Genomic DNA, 17056 nt, shown 5'->3' with positions numbered 1-17056 from the left:
GCGACGCGGTCGTGAGCCGAACGTGAGGTCGAGGAGCGTCAGCCAGCAGGCAGGGTGATGACGATCTCGGTGCCGGGGCCGTCGCCGCGAGCGGCAGCCGTGATCGTCCCGCCGGACGCGGCGACGATCTGCGCCGCGATCGCCAGCCCGAGCCCGGACCCCGGGAGCCCGCGCGCGGACGCGGCCCGGTGGAAGCGGTCGAAGACGTGTGCGCGGTCCTCCGGTGGGATGCCGATCCCTCGGTCCCGGATCGACACGATGACCGGCCGCCCGTCGAGGATCTCGATGTCGACCGGTTCGCCTGCGCCGTACTTGCCGGCGTTGTCCAGCACGACGTCCAGCAGGCGCGGGAGCCGTCCCTCGGCGACGCGCACCGGGACGTCCGACGACGGGAACTGCACCCGGAACGACACGCCCCAACGACGGGCCGCCGTGGCCGCCGACGACCGGACGACACCGACCAGGTTCACCGTCGTCAGGGTGTCGGCGCCGGGACGGTCCCCGCGCGCGAGTTCTGCGAGGTCGTCGATCGTCGCCTGCATCGCGGTGATCTCCTCGGTGACCGCTGCGCGCAGGGCGGCGCGGGTGGCCTCGTCGAGCGGCCGGTCGTCGGCGAGGAGCTGGAGGTTCGTGCGCAGGGTCGTCAGCGGGGTCCGGAGTTCGTGCGACGCGTCGGCGACGAAGTCCCGCTGCGCGTCGCTGGCGGCCGCGAGCTCGGCGAGCATCTCGTCGAAGGCGCCGGCGAGCCGCCCGAGTTCGTCGTTGCGGTGCACGTCGACGCGCTCGTGCGGATCGGCCGTGTCCCGGACCCGTCGCACCGCGGTGTCGAGCGCGCGCACGGGCCGGAGCCCCACCGTGGCGACGACGTACCCGAGGGCCGCGGCGAGCACGATCCCGATCGCACCGGCGACGGCGAGCGCGATGGCCGTGCGCGTGAGCGCCGTCTCGGTCTGGCGGGTGGGGACGCCGACCATCACGGCCTCGCCCGTACGGGTCGGGACCACGGCGACCCGGACCCCGTCGGCCGTGTACCGCGCGCGTGCCGATTCCCGGGTGGCGACCGCGTGCGCCTGCTCGGTGACGGTGAGCGGCCCGCTCCCGGCCCCCACCGGCTCGCTCGTGTCGATGCGCCGGACGCACGCGGGCTCCACGGCGTACGCGCACCCGCCACTCCCCTCGCCGGTCCAGTCGGCGTTCGCCTGGATCAGACGTTGGACGCGGGTTGCCTCGCGGTCGAGCGCGGTGTCGAGCGCACTGTGCAGCTGCGAGGCGACGACGAACCACGTCAGGACGGCCACCAGGACGACGGCGACCGCGACGGCTCCGGCCACGACGGCGGCCAGGCGACGGCGGAGCGATCCGGTCCGCGTCCTCACGGCTCGAGCCGGTAGCCGAGACCGCGGACGGCCGTGATCGCGGGGCCGTCGGTCGCGGCGACGAGCTTCCGTCGCAGGGAGCTCACCGCGACGTCGAGGGCGTTCGACGTGGGCACCGATCCGTCGGGCCACACCGCCGCGCCGAGCTCGTCGCGGGTGCGCACGCGGGCGGGATCCCGGAAGAGCAGCTCGGCGACGACGGTCTCGGTGCGCGTGAGGTCGACGGGGCCGGCTGCCGTCAAGAGTCGCTGCTGCTCGGCGTCGAGACCGTTCCCGCGCCAGGTGGGCTGGTCCGTCCCCGTGCTCTGGCCACCCCGTCGGACGAGCGCACGCACCCGCGCCCGGAGCTCGTCGACGTCGAACGGCTTGCCGAGGTAGTCGTCCGCACCGGCGTCGAGTCCGTCCACGCGCTCGCGGGGTCGGTCGTGCGCGGTGAGCATCATCACCGGGACGGCGTCGCCGGCGGCACGCAGGGCCCGGCACACGCCGAGGCCGTCGAGGAAGGGCATCGCCAGGTCGAGCACGACGGCGTCGGGCTCGTCCGACACGACCGCGGCGAGCGCCTGCCGACCGTCGGGAGCGGTGACGACCGTGTGGCCGTCGGTCTCGAGGGCGACACGGATGCCGAGCAGCACGTTCGGGTCGTCGTCCACCACGAGGACCGTCGTCTGCCGTGCCATGCCCGTCATGCTGGCACGGACCGCTTCACCTTCGCCTCATGCGGCACCGAGCCTCCCGTCCGTCTCGGGGTCGCGTCAGCCCCGCTGGTCGCGACGCGACAGGACCAGGTTGACGACGGCCGCGAGCACCACGAGGGCGGCGGACAGCGCCGGGAAGAGCATCGCGGTCTCGGTGCCGGATCGTTCCGCGACCTCGCCGACGACCGCCGAGGTGAGCGACTGGCCGACGATCACGGCGGAGCCGAGGATGGTCATCGTGGTCGCCGAGCGCCCGACAGGCGACCGGTCCGAGCCGAGGCTGTACTGCGCGACCAGCGTCGGGCCGATGCCGACACCCATGATCGCGAGGACGATCCCGACCGCGAGCACCGAGTCCGCGGAGGCGAACGCGACGGCCCCGCCGAGGAGCACGAGACCGAAGACGAGCCACCGCCAGCCGATGCCGAACGCCTTCGGGAACGCCGCCGAACCGAGCGCGAGTCCCGCGGAGCCGATCCCCATCAGGCCGTAGAGGAGCCCCGCCTCCGAGGACTCGCCGTGGACCTCCATGAACGCGGTCAGCGAGGTCAGGGTCGAGCCGAAGAAGAAGCCGATGCCGAGGATCCCGGCGACCACGACGACGAGCCGCGGGCGCAGGAGCTCCCGAGCCGGCGCCTGGGCGGCCACGGCGTGCTGTCCGGTGGCGAGCTTGCCGGTCGGGTGCAGCGCGAACGCCGTCACGAACACGAACGTCAATACGGACGCGCCCGCGACTGCCACCCACGGGGCGATCGCGCTCGCGAGCAGCCCGACCAGGAACGGGCCGATGATGAACACCGTCTCGTCGGCGGCGGACTCGTACGCCATCGTGCCGCTGAGCACCCGCTCGCGACGGCCCCCCGACATGCGCTGCCGGATGATCGCGACGAGCCGCGTGCGGGACATCGGCGCGACCTGGGGTGCCGTCGCGCCGATCAGGAACGACATCGCCAGCACGGCGAGGTCGGGAGCGGCGCTCTGCACGACGAACGGCAGGACGCCGAGCAGCACGCCGTTCGCCAGGCCGACGGGGACCAGCACCTTCCGCTGGCCGAGCCGGTCGGCCGCTGCGCCCACCAGCGGGCCGAAGACCGCCGAGCCGATGCCGACGAAGGCGGAGTTGATGCCACCGAGGGCGACGGAGTCACGGGATGCGACGACGAGGGTCAGGACGCCGACGACCATCATCGCGAAGGGGAGCCGGGCGATGAACGCGATCGGGAAGTAGGACCGGCCGGCGTGGGCGATCAGCGATGCGTCGGAAGAACGCGGTTGGAGCATGTCGAGGTGTGCCTTCTCGGCCCGCGTCTGTCCGGCGGACCCATCGGGTGCCGCCGTTGTCCGTCGAGGTGCGACGGCCGGTAGATACACACTGCGTTCCGTGATGGTACCAAAGGGCTTGATCTCCACTTTGGTTGAGGTCGTTCACTGGATGCCATGACCGTCTGGACCTGCGCCACGTGCGCCATCGAGCACGCCGACACCGACCAACCACCCGTCCGCTGCGAGATCTGCTCGGACGAACGGCAGTTCGTCCCGGCGGGCGGACAGCGGTGGACGACCCGGGACGCCCTCGCCGACGAGGGCCTCCGGATCGTCGTCACCGAGATCGAACCGGGCCTGCACGCGATCACGACCGAGCCCGCGCTCGGCATCAACCAGCGTGGACTCCTCGTGCAGACCGAGGGCGGGAACCTGCTGTTCGAGCCGCCGGGGTTCATCGACGCGGCCGGCGTTACAGCCGTGCGTGCCCTCGGCGGCGTCGCGGTGATCGCCTCGAGTCACCCGCACCTGACCGGGTCGTCGATCCAGTGGAGCCACGCCTTCGACCGGGTCCCCGTCCTGGTCAACGAGAAGGACGGGCACTGGATCCGCCGACCGGACCCGGTGATCTCGCTGTGGCGGGACCGGGTCGAGCTGCTGCCGGGGCTCGTCATGGTCGAGGCCGGCGGGCACTTCGCGGGGAGCAGCGTCGTGCACTGGGCGGCCGGTTCCGACGGACGCGGCGTGCTGCTCACGGGCGACACGATCGCGGTCGGCGGCGACCGGCGGTCGGCGAACGTGATGCGGAGCTTCGTGAACAACATCCCGCTGCCCGAGCGCGCGGTGCGCCGGGTGCAGGACGTGGCGCGGGGGTTCGCGTTCGATCGGCTCTACAGCGCCTTCGGCGAGCTCCCCGCCGACGCATCGGGGATCGTCGAGTCGTCGCTCGAGCGGTACGTCGGCTGGCTCCGGGGCGACTTCCCCGAGTGACGCCCGAGTCGGTTCAGCCGCGACGACGCGAGCGCCGGGCGAAGGCATCGAGCGCGCGCAGAACGTCGTCGTTTCGCCACACGGTCGTCCTGAGCTTGTACTCGGACTTCGACACGAGCACTCCCGCGGCGACGAGCGTGTCGAGCAGCCGGTAGACGTTGACCGATCCGCCGAGCTGCGCCGAGAGCGATGCTGCTGTGAGGACGGGCTGGCGTGCCACGACCTCGAGGACCCGCCACACCGCCGAGTCTGCGCGCGCCGTCACGCCCTCCCGCCACCGAGCCTGGGCGGCGTGGACGTCGTCGACGAGCTCACGCGCGTTGTTGACGGCTCGGAACGACGCCTCCGCCGCAGCGACGACGATCGGCTCGATGTCGCCGGATCGATAGGCGTCGAGAGCCGCGTGGTAGCCGACGGTGTCGGTCAGAAGCCCCGCAGACACCGGGATCGTCACGTTCCGAGTGAGCCCCGTTCCGCGGAACATCGCCTGCATCAGAGCGCGCCCCGTTCGACCGCTGCCGTCCGTGAACGGGTGGATGGTCTCGAACTGGGCGTGCGCGACGGCGATCTGCACGAGCCGCGGCAGGTCGGTGCGGCGAGCGAACGCCATGACGTCGTCGACGAGGACGGGAACCCGCTCGAACGCGGGGGCAACGAAGTCCGCACCGGCAGGGCTGTCTGCACTCCGGCCGATCCAGACCGGTTCCTCACGCCAAGACCCGGCGTCGTGATGCGGATCACCGTCGAGCAGGACGCCGTGCATGGCGAGCACGGATTCGGGCGTGAGCTCGTCAGCGAGGTCGAGCGCGCTCTGCATCGCGCGGGTGTTCGCGACGATCTGCGCGGCGTTCTGCCGTGAGTCGTCGCCGAGCTCGGCCGTGAAGATGGCCCGAGCGCTCGCAGTGAGGTTCTCGATCTGCGACGACGCCGCCGCTTCGGACCGCAAGAGCAACGAGGCGAACGGCGCGATCTCCCCACCGAACTGCGCATCGAACCGCACGAGGGCCTCGACCGCGTCGTCGACGAGCGCGGCAGTCGACGACGACACCACGGGGTCGAGACCCGCGATGAGCGGCGGAACGGCAGCGCGGTCCGCGTGCCCGAGGGTGCTCCGCCGACTGGCGGCGACACCGAACCCGGCGTACTTCGATTCGAACCAGAGTTCCTCAGAATCGATCGATGGCCAGTTCATGACGCTCCGATCTGTCACCACGACGCGAAGGTTTTGACACTTATCGCGCTAAGTGCAACTCGTCGGTGCGGCGAGTGACAGATCGTCGTCGGTCAGCGGGCCTCGCCCGTGGCCCAGAAGTACGTCAAGGGCGCCCCGTTCACCAGGTGGTCGCCGATCACCCGCTGCTGGAAGACGACGGGGTTGTGCGACGACAGGGTCCGGGCGTTCCGCCAGTGCCGGTCGAGCGCACGGTCGCGGTCGGTCGCGCTCGCACCGCCGACCTCGAACAGGGTCGTCGTCGCACGCAGGACGACCTCGACGACCGTCCCCTGCACGGCGATCGTCCGGAGCTCGGCGGCGTCGATGACCGCGTCGAGCTCGGGGCCGTCTTCGCCGTCCACGATCGCGTCGTGTGCGGTGTCGATGGCGTCGGCGGCGTTCAGCACGAGGGCCTCAGCGGCGACGGCGTCCGATGCGATCCGTCCGACGACGGACTGCACGAGCGGGTCGGACGCCGCGGTCCGGCCGACCCCGTGCTGGTAGTGCCGGGTCCGGGAGCGCACGAACGCAGCAGCGTCGCGGGCTGCGGCCGCGCCGACCCCCGCGAGCGAGGCGAGCAGCACGGTCTGCAGGAACGCCGGCAGCACCGTGCGTCGCTCGGCACGCTCGGGTCGGAGCTGCCAGAGCTCGACGCGGACCCCGTCGAACGTCGTGGTGCCGCTGCCGGTCAGGCGCTGCCCGAAGCCGTTCCAGTCGTCGTGGACCTCGACGTCCGGGTCGTCCACCCGCACGGTGACCCCGACGGTGTGGCCGTCCGGCGTCTGCGCGGTGACGGTGGTCCAGTCCGCGAAGATCGTGCCGGTGCTGTAGTGCTTCTGGCCGTGCAGACGCCAACCGTCGCCGTCCGGGACGATGTGCGTCGACAGGGAGCCGACGGCCGCGGTGGAGCGCTCGTGACTGGCGTTCCCGAACACCTCGCCCGCGGCGATCCGCGTGAACCACTCGTCGCGGCGGACGACGTCGGGATCGAGCAGCAGCTCCTCGACGAAGGCGAAGTGCGCGCGGAGCAGTTGCGGGATGTTCGAGTCGGCCTCGGCGAGCCGGATGAGCAGGGTGAACAGGTCCGATGCCGAAGCGCCGGAACCGCCCGCGGCGACCGGGACGGTGACCGCCGTGAACCCAGCGTCCGCGAGCCACCTGACCTGCTCGTGCGGCAGCGTCCGGTGCTGCTCGCGGTCCACGGCGCCGTCCGCGATCCGCTCGAACACCGGGGCGAAGCGATCGAGCAGCGAGGTACGGGTGGGCTGGGTCGTGACGGTCATCGTTCCTCCTGGTGGTTCCGGTGGACGCTGACACCGGGGACGGCGTCGAGCAAGCCCTGCGTGTACGGGTCGGCCGGGGAGCGGAACACCTGGTCGGCGGGCCCCTCCTCGACCACGCGGCCGTCGCGCAGCACGAGCACGCGGTCGCTGACGTGGTGGATCACCCCGAGGTCGTGCGAGATGAAGAGCGCGGCGGTGCCGTACTCCTGGCGGATGTCCGCGAGGAGGTCGAGCACCTGCGCCTGCACGGAGACGTCGAGTGCACTGACGGCCTCGTCGAGGACGAGCACGTCGGGGTCGGTGGCGAGCGCCCGGGCGATGGCCACGCGCTGGCGCTGCCCGCCGGACAGCGTCGAGGGGTGCCGGCGGGCGATCCCGACGTCGAGCCCGACGCCCGTGAGGAGTTCCTCCACGCGAGCGGAGTCGGAACGACCGTCGTCGGATGACCTTCGGGCGGCGCGCGCACCCGTCAGCGCGGAGCGGATGAGCTCGCCGACCGTGCGGCGGGGGTCGAACGAGGACAGCGGGTCCTGCGACACCGTGGCGATGCGCGGCCGATCAGCGCGACGAGCACGTTCGGACAGCGCCGACCACGGGCGGCCCTCGAACGTGACCGTCCCCGACGAGGGCGGGGTCAATGCGAGGGCGATCGCCGCGGTCGTGGACTTCCCGGAGCCGGACTCTCCCACGATGCCGAGCGTCTCGCCCGCGCGGAGCTCGAACGACACGTCGTCGACCACGGTCCGCGTGACCCGGTCGGGCCCCCGGTACCGCTTGGTCACGTGCGACACCGACAGTACGACGGAGCCGGCGACGGGCACCGGACGTGATGCCGGCCGCGGGGCGAGGGTCGCACGGGGAGCGTCCGACAGCCGGGCTCCCGGTGCGTGTGCGGACGGGATCGCCGCGAGCAGACGCTTCGTGTACGGGTGCTGCGGGTCGCCGAGCACGGCGCCGACGGGCCCCTGCTCGACGACGACCCCGTGCTGCATCACGACGACGTCGTCCGCGAGCTGCTCGACGACGCCGAGGTCGTGACTGATGAGGACGAGCCCGGTCCCGCCCGCACGGAGCTCGTCGAGGAGCGCCAGGATCTGCGCCTGCACGGTGGTGTCGAGCGCGGTCGTCGGCTCGTCGGCGATGAGCACGGCCGGGTCGAGGGCGATCGCGGCGGCGATGAGCGCACGCTGCCGGAGCCCGCCGGACAGCTCCGACGGCAGCTGACGAGCACGGAGCGCAGGTGACGGCACACCGACGCGCGAGAGCAGCGAGAGCACCTGCTGCTCCCGGACGGAGCGGGGCCCGACGCCGTGCTCACGCAGGGCATCGGCGACGGACGCCCCGACCTTCCGGAGCGGGTCGAGCGAGACCAGTGCGTCCTGCAGCACGTAGCCGACCTGCTTGCCGCGGACCTTCCGCCATGCGCCGTCGGACAGGTCGCGGAGGTCCTGGCCGCCGAGCGACAGGGCCGAGGCCGTGGTCGTCGCCGTGGCCCCGTTCAGCCCGAGCAACGACCGGGCGGTGACGCTCTTGCCGGAGCCGGACTCGCCGACGATCGCCACGCAGCGACCGGCGTCGAGCGTGAAGGAGACGTCCTGCACGACGGTGCGGTCACCGAAGGCGACGGACAGGTTCCGGACGTCGACGACCGGGGCTGGGCCCTGGACGACTGACGCGGCGGACGTGAGCGAGTCTGCGGTGGTCACCGGGGGCCTCCAGGCTGGGTCAGGGTCTGCACGGCGCGACCGACGGCGGTCAGCGACAGGGCGAGCAGCACGATCACGACACCGGGCCAGAAGTCGAGCCACCACGCCTGCTGCAGGTAGTTGCGGCCGGCGTTGAGCATCGCGCCCCACTCCGGTGCCGGCGGTTGCACGCCCATGCCGAGGAACCCGAGCGCCGACGCCCAGACGATCGCCTGCCCGATGCCGAGCGTGACCAGGACGGTGAGCGGCCGGAACGCGTTCGGGAGCAGCGTGCGGAACAGCACGTGCGCTGAGGAGTGCCCGAGTGCCCGCTCCGCCTGCACGTACGGCGCACCACGGACGGCGAGCACCTGTCCACGGACCATCCGTGCGTACCCGGGGATGGTCGCGATGCCGACGGCGAGGATCTGCGTCCCAGCACTCGACCCGAACACGGCGATCAGGATGAGCGCGAGCAGGATGCCCGGGAACGCGTAGAGCACCTCGATCACGCGGGTCACGACGGCGTCGACGGCACGGCCGCCGAGCCCGCCGAGGACCCCGAGCAGCACGGCCCCCGCGAGCCCGAGCGCGGTCGCGCCGACCCCGATCAGGACCGACTGGCCGGCTCCGTGCACGACGCGCGAGTAGACGTCGCGCCCGGACTGGTCGGTCCCGAACACGTGCTGCGCACTGGGTGCGTCGAAGCTCTTGCCGAGGTCGATGGCGAGCGGGTCCTGCGGCGCGAGCAGTGACGGCCAGAGGGCCGCCACCGCGACGAGCGCGATGAACGCTGCGGCCACCCAGAAGGAGACGCGGCGCAACGGGTGGGAGGCCGGGCGCACCTTCCGGACGCCGGCCGCGGCGGGTGCCGGGGCCGGGTCCAGGACGTCGGGTCCGCCGGGTGCGATCGTTGCGGTGGTCATGCTGCGGCTCCCGTCGTGCGGCGCAGTCGTGGGTCGATGACGACGTACGCGATGTCGGTGAGGATGTTCGCCACGACGTAGACGAGCGCCACGACGAAGGTGATGCCGATCACGAGCGGCAGGTCCTGCGCGCTCACGGCCGTGACCAGGACCTGCCCGATGCCCTGGCGGGCGAAGACGACCTCGGCGATGACGGCGCCGGAGACGAGCGAGCCGAGGCCCCAGCCGGACAGCGTGACGCCGGGGAGCGCCGCGTGCCGGAGCACGTACTTCCCGCGGATGGCGCGTTCGGAGAGGCCCCGACTGCGGGCGGAGAGGACGAACGGCTGCTGCTGCTTGTCCTCGAACTCGTCGCGGGTGACCTGCCCGAGGAACCCGGCGAGCGGGATCGCCAGCGTCAGGGCGGGCAGGACGATGCCGAGCGGACCGGAGCCGATGACCGGGAACCAGTGCAGCTGCACGGCGAAGACCAGGAGCAGCACGAGGCCGAGCCAGAACTGCGGGAGCCCGGCGGCGACGGTCTCGACGACGGAGCCGAGGCGTCCGACGATGCCCGGGCGACCGGCGGTGAGGAGGGTCGACGCGATCGAGAGCAGCCACGCGATGACGAGCGCGGACACCGTCAGCGCCAGGGTCGGGCCGATCTGCCCCGCGATGACGCTCGTGACGGACTGCTTCAGCGTGTAGGACTCCCCGAAATCGAGCCGGAACAGCCCGCCGAGGAAGTCGCCGTACTGCGCGATGAGGGGTCGGTCGAAGCCGTACTGCTCGGTGACCGCGGCGACCGCTTCCTTCGTGGGGTGTGCAGCAGCGCCGCCGAGGATCGCGACGGCGGGGTCGCCAGGCACGGCGTGCTCGAGGAAGAACACGATCGTGCCGACGGCGAGGAGCAGGACCACCGCCTCGACGATGCGTCGTGTGACTCGGATGACCATCACTTGCCTCCGTCGATCAGGTAGGCGTCGGAGAGGACGGGTTCGCCCTCGCTGGGTTCGATCCACACGCCGCCGACGCGGTCGGAGATGCCGAGACGGGTCTGGATCGGGTAGAGCGGCAGCGTCCAGGCCTGCGACGACAGCAGCTCCTGGGCCTTGTCGTAGAAGACCTCCTGCTGCGCCGGATCGGTGGTCGCCGTGCCCGCGATGAGCAGGCGGTCGAGCTCGTCGTCGTACGCGAACGCCGAGTTCTGGCCGTTGTCGACGTCGTAGGTCGCCTTCGAGTACTTGATGTACATCACGTGCGGGGTCGGGCTGTTCCAGTAGTTCCCGAGCAGGTCGTAGGCCTTCGGGTTGCCCCACACCGCGTTCATCGAGGACGAGTCGAGCGCCTGCAGCACGACCTTGATCCCGACGCGCTTCTCCATCGCCTGGATGTCTTGCAGGATCGTGACGTCGGCCGGCGGGGTCTCCGCGGAGTCGGCGTTGTACGGCAGTTCCACGGTCAGCGTCTCGCCGTCCTTGGTCCGGTAGCCGTCCTCGTCGCGTCCGGTCCAGCCGGCCTCGTCGAGGAGCCGCTTCGCCTCGGCCGGGTCGTACGGGAAGGGCTCGTGGTACGCCGCGTCGTAGTGCGGCGTCCCCGAGGAGACGTTGTTGCCCTCGTACGGGAACACCCCGTTGTAGGCGCTCTCCACCGCTTCCTTCGCGTCCGAGGCGTGCACGAACGCCTTCCGCACCCGGATGTCGCTGAAGACCGTGCTCTTCGTGTTGATGTCGAGGCTGAACGGCGCTCCCGAGTGCACGAACGACTGCAGCTCGATCGAGGGGTCCGACTTCGCCAGGCCCTCGCTCTCCGGCGGGACGTTGAAGATGACGTCCGCTTCGCCCGAGCTGAGCGCGCCGTACCGTGTGGTGTTGTCCTTGAGGAACTTCCACGTGATGCCGTCGAGGTAGGCGGGGCCCTGGTGCTTCGCATCAGCCGGGGCGCTGTTGTACGCATCGTTCCGGACGAGCTCGACGTCCCGCTCGTGGTTCCACGCCGCGACCTTGAACGGCCCTGTCCCGACCGGCGACTCGCAGTTCGCGGCGAGCCCCCGCGCCATGGCCTTCGGCGACTCCATGCCGAAGAACGCCTGCGACAGTGCGGCGAGGAGCGGCGAGTACGGCCGCTTCAGGGTGATCCGCACGACGTGGTCGCTGACGGCGGTGGCCTTGTCGAAGTACCCGGTCAGGTAGAGCAGGTCGGTCGAGGACTGCGTCGCCGGGTCGAGGATCTGCGTGAAGTTGTCCACGACGGCCTGGGCGTCGAACGGGGTGCCGTCGGTGAACTCCACGCCCTGCTTGAGCGTGAAGTCGTACTGCGTGCCGTCGTCCGAGATCGTCCAGCTCGACGCGAGCCACGGCTTGACCGAGCCGTCCTTCTGCAGCGACACGAGCGAGTCCAGGTACTGCCGGGCGATGTACGTCTGCGGCATGTCCCCGGAGTTGTGCGGATCGAGGCACGTCGGCTCACGGTCCGTCGCGTAGACGAGGTTCCCGCCGCGCACCGGCCCGGTGTCGCGGGTCGCCGAGGCAGCGCCGGCGGAGCAGCCGGCGAGGAGCACCACGGTCGCGGCTGCAGCGGCGAGCGCCGCGGTCACGCGGCGGTGGAACACGCGCCGTGCAGTGTCGGATCGGGTCATGTCGAGGACCGTAGGCAGCCGGGCGGGGTCGGGTCGAGCCTCCCGTCTTCCGTCGCAACGGACCGTCACACGGCGTCGCGGACCGCGGGAGCGCGTGTCACGGAACGTCACGTGCACGGGACCCGGAGGGGAGGCTCGTCACGGTTCGTCACCCGCGTCACGTCGGGACGTGGTCACCCATATCGTGTCGGCCATGGAGCAGCGGACCATGGGGCGGACGGGTGCGCCCGTCAGCGCGCTGACGCTCGGCACGCGGGCAATCGCGGGCGTCGCGGAGCGCGACGTGGACGACGCGGTGGACCTGGTGGTCGAGTCCCTCGGCCGTGGCGTCACCGCGATCGACGTGTCGGACGCACACGGATCGGGGCTCGCGGAGTCCGTCGTCGGTGCCGCGCTCGCCGGACGCCGCGACGACGTCTTCGTGTCGGTGCGGTTCGGCGACCCCGTCGACGACGACTCCGCGCACCGGGGATCCGGGCGCCGGTGGATGTTCCGCGCGGTCGAGCGGAGCCTCGAACGGCTCGGCACCGACGTCATCGACCTGTACCAGCCCGCGCGGCCCGACCCCACGACGTCCCTCGACGAGACCCTCGACGCGCTCGCCGACCTCGTCACGCAGGGCAAGATCCGCAGCTTCGGCATCCCCGGGTTCCCCGCAGAGGAACTCGTCGAGGCGCAGTGGCTCCGCTCCGGCGCGAAGAGTGCCACCGCGACGCACGTGCCCTACTCGATCCTGACCAGGACGGCGGAGCGCACCGTGTTCCCCGTCGCCAGGCGCTTCGGGCTCGGGGTGCTCGCGGGGGCACCGCTCACCGGCGGGTGGCTCGCCGGCGCCTACCGGGACGGCACCGTGCAACCCCGGTCGCCGCACGCCGTCGAGCAGCCCGACGTGTACGACATCGGGTCGCCGCAGAACCGGCGGAAGCTCGCGGTCGCCGATCGACTCGGGACCCTGGCGGACGAGGCCGGGTTGACGCTCCTCGAGCTGTCGATCGGGTTCGCACTGACGCATCCGGACGTGGCCTCGGTGGTGGTCGGGCCGCGGACCGTGTCGCACGTGGACGCCTACGCGCAGGCGGCCGAGGTCGTGCTCGATGACGACCTGCTCGACGCGGTGGACGCCATCGTGCCGCCGGGGACGCACGTGCTCGAGCGGGACACGGGGTTCCCGCTGCCGGCGCTCACGCGCGAGCGGCTCCGCGGCCGCGTGGTCTCGCGGTCGATCCGCGCGTAGGGGGTCGATCCGCGCGTAGGGGGCCACTTTTTCGGACCTCCTACGCGCGATTCGACTTCCCATCTAGGCTTTGTGGGCAGGAACGCCCGCCGGGTCAGCGGTAGGCGACGGTCGACAGTGCGGCATGCGCCACCATGACCGGCAGTGCCACTGCGTGCGGCAGACGCGCTACGGCACGCTCGAGTCCGCCGAGGAGCGCGTCGAGCGGCATCCCTGCAGCGGTGGCGGCGGCGGGTCGGGTGGTCGCGGTGACTGCGGACATTGGGGTCTCCTCGTGGTGCGGGCTCTCTGGCGAGCCCGAATACACACAACATATTGGATACTGCATAGCCGGTCAAGTGTTATGCGAAATGGGTCCGAGCAACGAGGAGGACCTCGGTCACGAGCGTCGGTAACCTCGACCGCATGACCTCGTCGCCCTGCTCGGCCGCAGCGTGCTGACCATCGGAGCCGCTCCGGTCTTCGCCGCGCTGTTTCTCTTCCTGTACGTCATCTGCCGACGACACGACCCGCGGATGCTCCGGAACGGCGTGTTCCTGACCGGAGCGGCGTTCTTCGCGCTGGTCACGGTGGTGTCCGTGCTGAGCGCGGTCGTCCCGGGGTTCGGCGTGGCCGTGGGCCTGGCACTGCTGTTGATCCCGGTGGCGGTGGTGGCGCTGGGCATCGCACTGATCGCGAACGGCGTGCAGATGCTGCGCGCCGAGGGGCACAGCCTCGGCAACCTGCTCTCGCTCATCGCCGGCGTGCTGGTCTTCGTGCTCCCTGCGGTCGCGATCACACTGTTCGCGCTGTCGACCGGACCCCGGACGACGTCGTGGAACGTCGTCGGCGTGGCGGCCGCCGTCCTCATGGTCTTCGTCTGCGGCTACTTCGCGGTGGCCTTCGTCGCGTTCGCGGTCTACTCGATCGTGTACGGACGGATACGTCATCGGATGGAACCGGCCGCCGTCGTCGTGCTCGGGTCGGGGCTCATCCGGGGCGAGGTCCCTCCACTCCTCCGCAGCCGTCTCGACCGGAGCCTTGCCCTGTACCGCGCGGAACGAGCAGCGGGGAGGCGCCCGGCGCTGATCCCATCCGGCGGGCAGGGAGCGGACGAACCGCGTCCGGAAGGGACGGCGATGGCAGAGTACCTGGTCGCGAACGGAGCCGATCCCGCTGACGTCCTACCCGAGACCGATTCGCGGAGCACCCTCGAGAACCTGCGGTTCTCTCGGGACGTGCAGACCGGAGCTGGCCGCGACGGACCGATCGTCATCGTGACGAACAACTACCACGTCCTCCGCGCCGCGGTGCTCGCGCGGCAGCTCGACCTCCCCGCACAGGTGGTGGGGTCTCCGACCGCCACCTACTACGTTCCGAGCGCTTTCCTCAGGGAGTTCGTCGCCGTCATCGTCGAGCACCGGTGGTTGAACCTCATCGCCTGCGCACCGTTCGTCCTCTTCACCGCCTTCCTGCTCTGGGAGTCGTTCCAACAGCGCTGACCGCACCCGTAGGATCTCGACCATGGTCGAGATCCCGCGTCCCAGGCCCACCGACCTGCTGACGATCGGCGAAGTGGTCGCGCGCACCGGGGTCGCGGCGTCCGCGCTGCACTTCTACGAACGCAAGGGCCTGATCCACCCGGAGCGGACCGACGGCGGGACCCGGCTGTACCCGCGACACGTGGAACGACGGATCGCGATCATCCAGGTGGCGAAACGGCTCGGCATCCCGCTGCGCGAGGTCGCCGAGCAGTTCGCGACCCTGCCGGAGGACCGGATGCCGTCGCTCCGGGACTGGAACCGGCTGAACGAACGGTGGCGTGCGCGACTCCGGGCCCGCCAGCTGGAGCTCGAACGCCTGCAGCAGGAGATGACGCAGTGCATCGGGTGCGGCTGCGTCTCGCTGAACGCCTGTCTGGTGATGAACCCGGGCGACGCGCTCGCAGCCGAGGGACACGGCGCCCGTCGGCTCCTGCCGATCGAGGACGAGGAGCCGTCAGCCCCGTAGCCCGCCATCGAGCCGGGTGAGCAGGGTGAGGGCATCCCGCACGCCCTCGTCGTCGCCATCGAGTGCGTTCCGCAGCTTGGCAGCCCAGTGGCCGCGCAGGATCGCGATGTTCGCCGCCGCCCGCTCGGTCGGGAACAGCTGGACCAGACGCGCGTCGGCCGGGTCAGCGCGACGATCGACCATGCCCTTCGCGACGAGGGATCGCAGGGCCGCGCTGAGGTTGCTCCGGTGGAGTGCGGTCGCCTCGGCGGTCGCGCTCGGTGAGGTACCCGGGTGCATGTCGACCCAGCGCATCACGAGCGCCTCGGTCCCGGTGAGCGGCACGATGTCGAGCGCCGGCGTGCCGTGCGGGTCGATCTCGCGGGAGATCCGGAGCACAGCCTCGGCAAGCTCCGCGAGCACGTCGTCGGTCACCGGTCGTCCCATGGGGAGCACTGTAGCGCCGACCGCCCAGGGTTATACATTCACAACCATTGGGTTATGATTTCATAATCATGACGACGGACACCGGATCCATCCGCGCGCACGACGCGACACCCACGACGGCAGCGGCCGCGCCCCGACAGCAGGGCATCACCACGGCGCTGCTGCTCGTGCTCGGACTGCTCAGCGCGGTGGCCCCGTTCGCCACCGACCTGTACCTGCCGGCCTTCCCCGAGATGACGGTCGAGCTGCAGACCTCCGCCACGACCGTCCAGCTCACCCTCACGGCCTTCCTGGTCGGGGTCACCGCGGGCCAGCTCGTCTTCGGGCCGCTCTCCGACCGGTTCGGCCGGGTGCCGCCGCTGATCGCCGGGGCGGTGCTCTGCGTGCTCGCCAGTGCGGCAGCCGTGCTCGCGCCGAACGTCGGCGTGCTCATCGTCGCCCGACTCCTGCAGGGCCTCGGCGGTGCGGCCGGCATGGTGATCGGCCGTGCGGTCATCTCCGACCTGGCCACCGGCAAGCCCGCGGCGAAGGCGTTCTCGCTCATGATGATCGTCGGCGGCGTCGCCCCGGTCGTCGCGCCCCTGCTCGGTGGGCTGCTCACCGGGCCGATCGGATGGCGCGGGCTGCTCACCGTCGTGCTCGGCCTGTCGGTCGTCATGCTCGTGGCGGTGCTCGTCGTGATCCGCGAGACCCACCTCCGCTCGCACCGTGCTGCGCTGCGTGCGGCACGGACGTCGTCTGGTTCGCCTGTCCGGGCAGTGCGCTCGCGGACGTTCCTCGGCTACACCGCGGTGTTCGGCTTCGCGTTCGCGGTGATGATGGCGTACATCTCGGCGTCACCGTTCCTGTACCAGGACATGATCGGCTTCGGCACGGTCGGCTACGGCATCGCGTTCGGCATCAACGCGTTCGCACTGATGGGCGTCAGCATCCTGTCCGCCAAGCTCACCGAGACGCGTTCGGTCGGCGGCGTGCTGTCGCTCGGCATCGTGCTGGTGCTCGCCTCGACGGTGGCGTTCGCGGTGCTGGTCGTCACGTCCGCGCCGGTGGTCTTCCTCGCCGTGCCGCTCTTCACCGCGGTCGGCAGCCTCGGGCTCGTGCTCGGGAACGCGACGGCCCTGGCGCTCGGTGCGGTCCCGTCAGCGGCCGGGAGTGCGTCCGCGGTGCTCGGCGCGCTGCAGTTCGGGCTGGCCGCGCTGGTGTCCCCGCTCGTGAGCGTCGGCGGCTCGACCACCGCGGTACCCCTCGCGATCGTGATGCTCGCCGCCGCGGTCGTCGCGGTGCTCGCGCTGCTCGTCGCGCGCGGGCCGCACGCGGCCTGACGCTGGGCCGAGACTCGGCCTGAGCGACAGTGCT

At 71.4% G+C, this 17056-nt stretch carries 16 protein-coding genes; 5 read left to right on the top strand and 11 right to left on the bottom strand.

The features are described from left to right. Window positions 1-38: 38 nt before the first annotated feature. The 3 genes from AAEP80_RS04785 to AAEP80_RS04775 all read right to left on the bottom strand — a co-directional run bounded on the left by AAEP80_RS04785 (window position 39) and on the right by AAEP80_RS04775 (window position 3355). Window positions 39-1376, bottom strand: coding sequence for a HAMP domain-containing sensor histidine kinase (locus tag AAEP80_RS04785; RefSeq protein ID WP_420366165.1), 1338 nt, complete (start codon window positions 1374-1376; stop codon window positions 39-41). After that, window positions 1373-2056 (bottom strand): response regulator transcription factor, encoded by a 684-nt coding sequence (locus tag AAEP80_RS04780; protein ID WP_420366164.1) that lies wholly within the window; start codon window positions 2054-2056, stop codon window positions 1373-1375. The genes AAEP80_RS04785 and AAEP80_RS04780 overlap by 4 nt, the downstream gene beginning before the upstream one ends. 75 nt (window positions 2057-2131) lie before the next feature. Continuing rightward, on the bottom strand, window positions 2132-3355 hold the full coding sequence (locus AAEP80_RS04775) for an MFS transporter (RefSeq protein ID WP_420366163.1): 1224 nt from the start codon (window positions 3353-3355) through the stop codon (window positions 2132-2134). 156 nt (window positions 3356-3511) lie between these two features. On the opposite strand from AAEP80_RS04775, the gene AAEP80_RS04770 reads away from it, so the two are divergent. Continuing rightward, a complete protein-coding gene (locus tag AAEP80_RS04770; protein ID WP_420366162.1) occupies window positions 3512-4327 on the top strand; it encodes a hydrolase in 816 nt (271 codons plus the stop codon). Window positions 4328-4340: 13 nt separating this feature from the next. On the opposite strand, the gene AAEP80_RS04765 is transcribed toward AAEP80_RS04770, so the two are convergent. From AAEP80_RS04765 to AAEP80_RS04740, 6 genes are all read right to left on the bottom strand, one after another. After that, on the bottom strand, window positions 4341-5519 hold the full coding sequence (locus AAEP80_RS04765) for a Fic family protein (protein ID WP_420366161.1): 1179 nt from the start codon (window positions 5517-5519) through the stop codon (window positions 4341-4343). A gap of 92 nt (window positions 5520-5611) precedes the next feature. Then, window positions 5612-6823 (bottom strand): acyl-CoA dehydrogenase family protein, encoded by a 1212-nt coding sequence (locus tag AAEP80_RS04760; RefSeq protein ID WP_420366160.1) that lies wholly within the window; start codon window positions 6821-6823, stop codon window positions 5612-5614. Further along, window positions 6820-8529 carry a dipeptide ABC transporter ATP-binding protein gene (locus AAEP80_RS04755; RefSeq protein ID WP_420366159.1) on the bottom strand — a complete coding sequence of 570 codons (1710 nt, stop codon included), beginning with the start codon at window positions 8527-8529 and terminating at the stop codon, window positions 6820-6822. Before AAEP80_RS04755 ends, AAEP80_RS04760 begins: the two co-directional genes overlap by 4 nt. Next, window positions 8526-9434, bottom strand: a complete 909-nt coding sequence (locus AAEP80_RS04750; protein ID WP_420366158.1) for an ABC transporter permease — start codon at window positions 9432-9434, stop codon at window positions 8526-8528. Before AAEP80_RS04750 ends, AAEP80_RS04755 begins: the two co-directional genes overlap by 4 nt. Next, window positions 9431-10369, bottom strand: coding sequence for an ABC transporter permease (locus AAEP80_RS04745; protein ID WP_281266559.1), 939 nt, complete (start codon window positions 10367-10369; stop codon window positions 9431-9433). The genes AAEP80_RS04750 and AAEP80_RS04745 overlap by 4 nt, the downstream gene beginning before the upstream one ends. Further along, complete coding sequence (locus AAEP80_RS04740; protein ID WP_420366157.1) at window positions 10369-12051, bottom strand: ABC transporter substrate-binding protein; 1683 nt, start codon at window positions 12049-12051, stop codon at window positions 10369-10371. Before AAEP80_RS04740 ends, AAEP80_RS04745 begins: the two co-directional genes overlap by 1 nt. A gap of 193 nt (window positions 12052-12244) precedes the next feature. Between AAEP80_RS04740 and AAEP80_RS04735 the strand changes: the two genes are divergently transcribed. Then, on the top strand, window positions 12245-13285 hold the full coding sequence (locus AAEP80_RS04735; RefSeq protein WP_420366156.1) for an aldo/keto reductase: 1041 nt from the start codon (window positions 12245-12247) through the stop codon (window positions 13283-13285). A gap of 94 nt (window positions 13286-13379) precedes the next feature. Here AAEP80_RS04735 and AAEP80_RS04730 read toward each other — a convergent pair whose 3' ends face one another. Beyond that, on the bottom strand, window positions 13380-13547 hold the full coding sequence (locus AAEP80_RS04730) for a hypothetical protein (RefSeq protein ID WP_420366155.1): 168 nt from the start codon (window positions 13545-13547) through the stop codon (window positions 13380-13382). Between the two features lie 172 nt (window positions 13548-13719). Between AAEP80_RS04730 and AAEP80_RS04725 the strand changes: the two genes are divergently transcribed. Then, complete coding sequence (locus AAEP80_RS04725; protein WP_420366154.1) at window positions 13720-14766, top strand: YdcF family protein; 1047 nt, start codon at window positions 13720-13722, stop codon at window positions 14764-14766. Between the two features lie 22 nt (window positions 14767-14788). Then, a complete protein-coding gene (gene soxR / locus AAEP80_RS04720) occupies window positions 14789-15274 on the top strand; it encodes a redox-sensitive transcriptional activator SoxR (protein ID WP_420366153.1) in 486 nt (161 codons plus the stop codon). On the opposite strand, the gene AAEP80_RS04715 is transcribed toward soxR, so the two are convergent. Next, window positions 15263-15700: a MarR family winged helix-turn-helix transcriptional regulator gene (locus tag AAEP80_RS04715; protein ID WP_420366152.1), complete on the bottom strand. Its 438-nt coding sequence runs from the start codon at window positions 15698-15700 to the stop codon at window positions 15263-15265. The genes soxR and AAEP80_RS04715 overlap by 12 nt on opposite strands. 68 nt (window positions 15701-15768) lie before the next feature. Here AAEP80_RS04715 and AAEP80_RS04710 point away from each other — a divergent pair, with 68 nt between their 5' ends. Then, the gene (locus AAEP80_RS04710) at window positions 15769-17022 is read left to right on the top strand and encodes a multidrug effflux MFS transporter (protein ID WP_420366151.1); all 1254 of its coding nucleotides are present in this window, start codon (window positions 15769-15771) and stop codon (window positions 17020-17022) included. Window positions 17023-17056 lie beyond the last annotated feature (34 nt).

It is taken from the genome of Curtobacterium sp. L3-7 (assembly GCF_048756585.1).
Lineage (GTDB): Bacteria > Actinomycetota > Actinomycetes > Actinomycetales > Microbacteriaceae > Curtobacterium.
This window is presented reverse-complemented; position numbering and strand designations above follow the sequence as displayed.

What these genes read in the sequence shown, in the direction of transcription:
- AAEP80_RS04780 (WP_420366164.1), bottom strand. Translation starts at nt 2,056, where the DNA reads ATGGCACGGCAGACGACGGTCCTCGTGGTGGACGACGACCCGAACGTG.
- soxR (WP_420366153.1), top strand. Translation starts at nt 14,789, where the DNA reads ATGGTCGAGATCCCGCGTCCCAGGCCCACCGACCTGCTGACGATCGGC.
- AAEP80_RS04750 (WP_420366158.1), bottom strand. Translation starts at nt 9,434, where the DNA reads ATGACCACCGCAACGATCGCACCCGGCGGACCCGACGTCCTGGACCCG.
- AAEP80_RS04765 (WP_420366161.1), bottom strand. Translation starts at nt 5,519, where the DNA reads ATGAACTGGCCATCGATCGATTCTGAGGAACTCTGGTTCGAATCGAAG.
- AAEP80_RS04740 (WP_420366157.1), bottom strand. Translation starts at nt 12,051, where the DNA reads ATGACCCGATCCGACACTGCACGGCGCGTGTTCCACCGCCGCGTGACC.
- AAEP80_RS04745 (WP_281266559.1), bottom strand. Translation starts at nt 10,369, where the DNA reads ATGGTCATCCGAGTCACACGACGCATCGTCGAGGCGGTGGTCCTGCTC.
- AAEP80_RS04710 (WP_420366151.1), top strand. Translation starts at nt 15,769, where the DNA reads ATGACGACGGACACCGGATCCATCCGCGCGCACGACGCGACACCCACG.
- AAEP80_RS04775 (WP_420366163.1), bottom strand. Translation starts at nt 3,355, where the DNA reads ATGCTCCAACCGCGTTCTTCCGACGCATCGCTGATCGCCCACGCCGGC.
- AAEP80_RS04760 (WP_420366160.1), bottom strand. Translation starts at nt 6,823, where the DNA reads ATGACCGTCACGACCCAGCCCACCCGTACCTCGCTGCTCGATCGCTTC.
- AAEP80_RS04735 (WP_420366156.1), top strand. Translation starts at nt 12,245, where the DNA reads ATGGAGCAGCGGACCATGGGGCGGACGGGTGCGCCCGTCAGCGCGCTG.
- AAEP80_RS04730 (WP_420366155.1), bottom strand. Translation starts at nt 13,547, where the DNA reads ATGTCCGCAGTCACCGCGACCACCCGACCCGCCGCCGCCACCGCTGCA.
- AAEP80_RS04715 (WP_420366152.1), bottom strand. Translation starts at nt 15,700, where the DNA reads ATGGGACGACCGGTGACCGACGACGTGCTCGCGGAGCTTGCCGAGGCT.
- AAEP80_RS04770 (WP_420366162.1), top strand. Translation starts at nt 3,512, where the DNA reads ATGACCGTCTGGACCTGCGCCACGTGCGCCATCGAGCACGCCGACACC.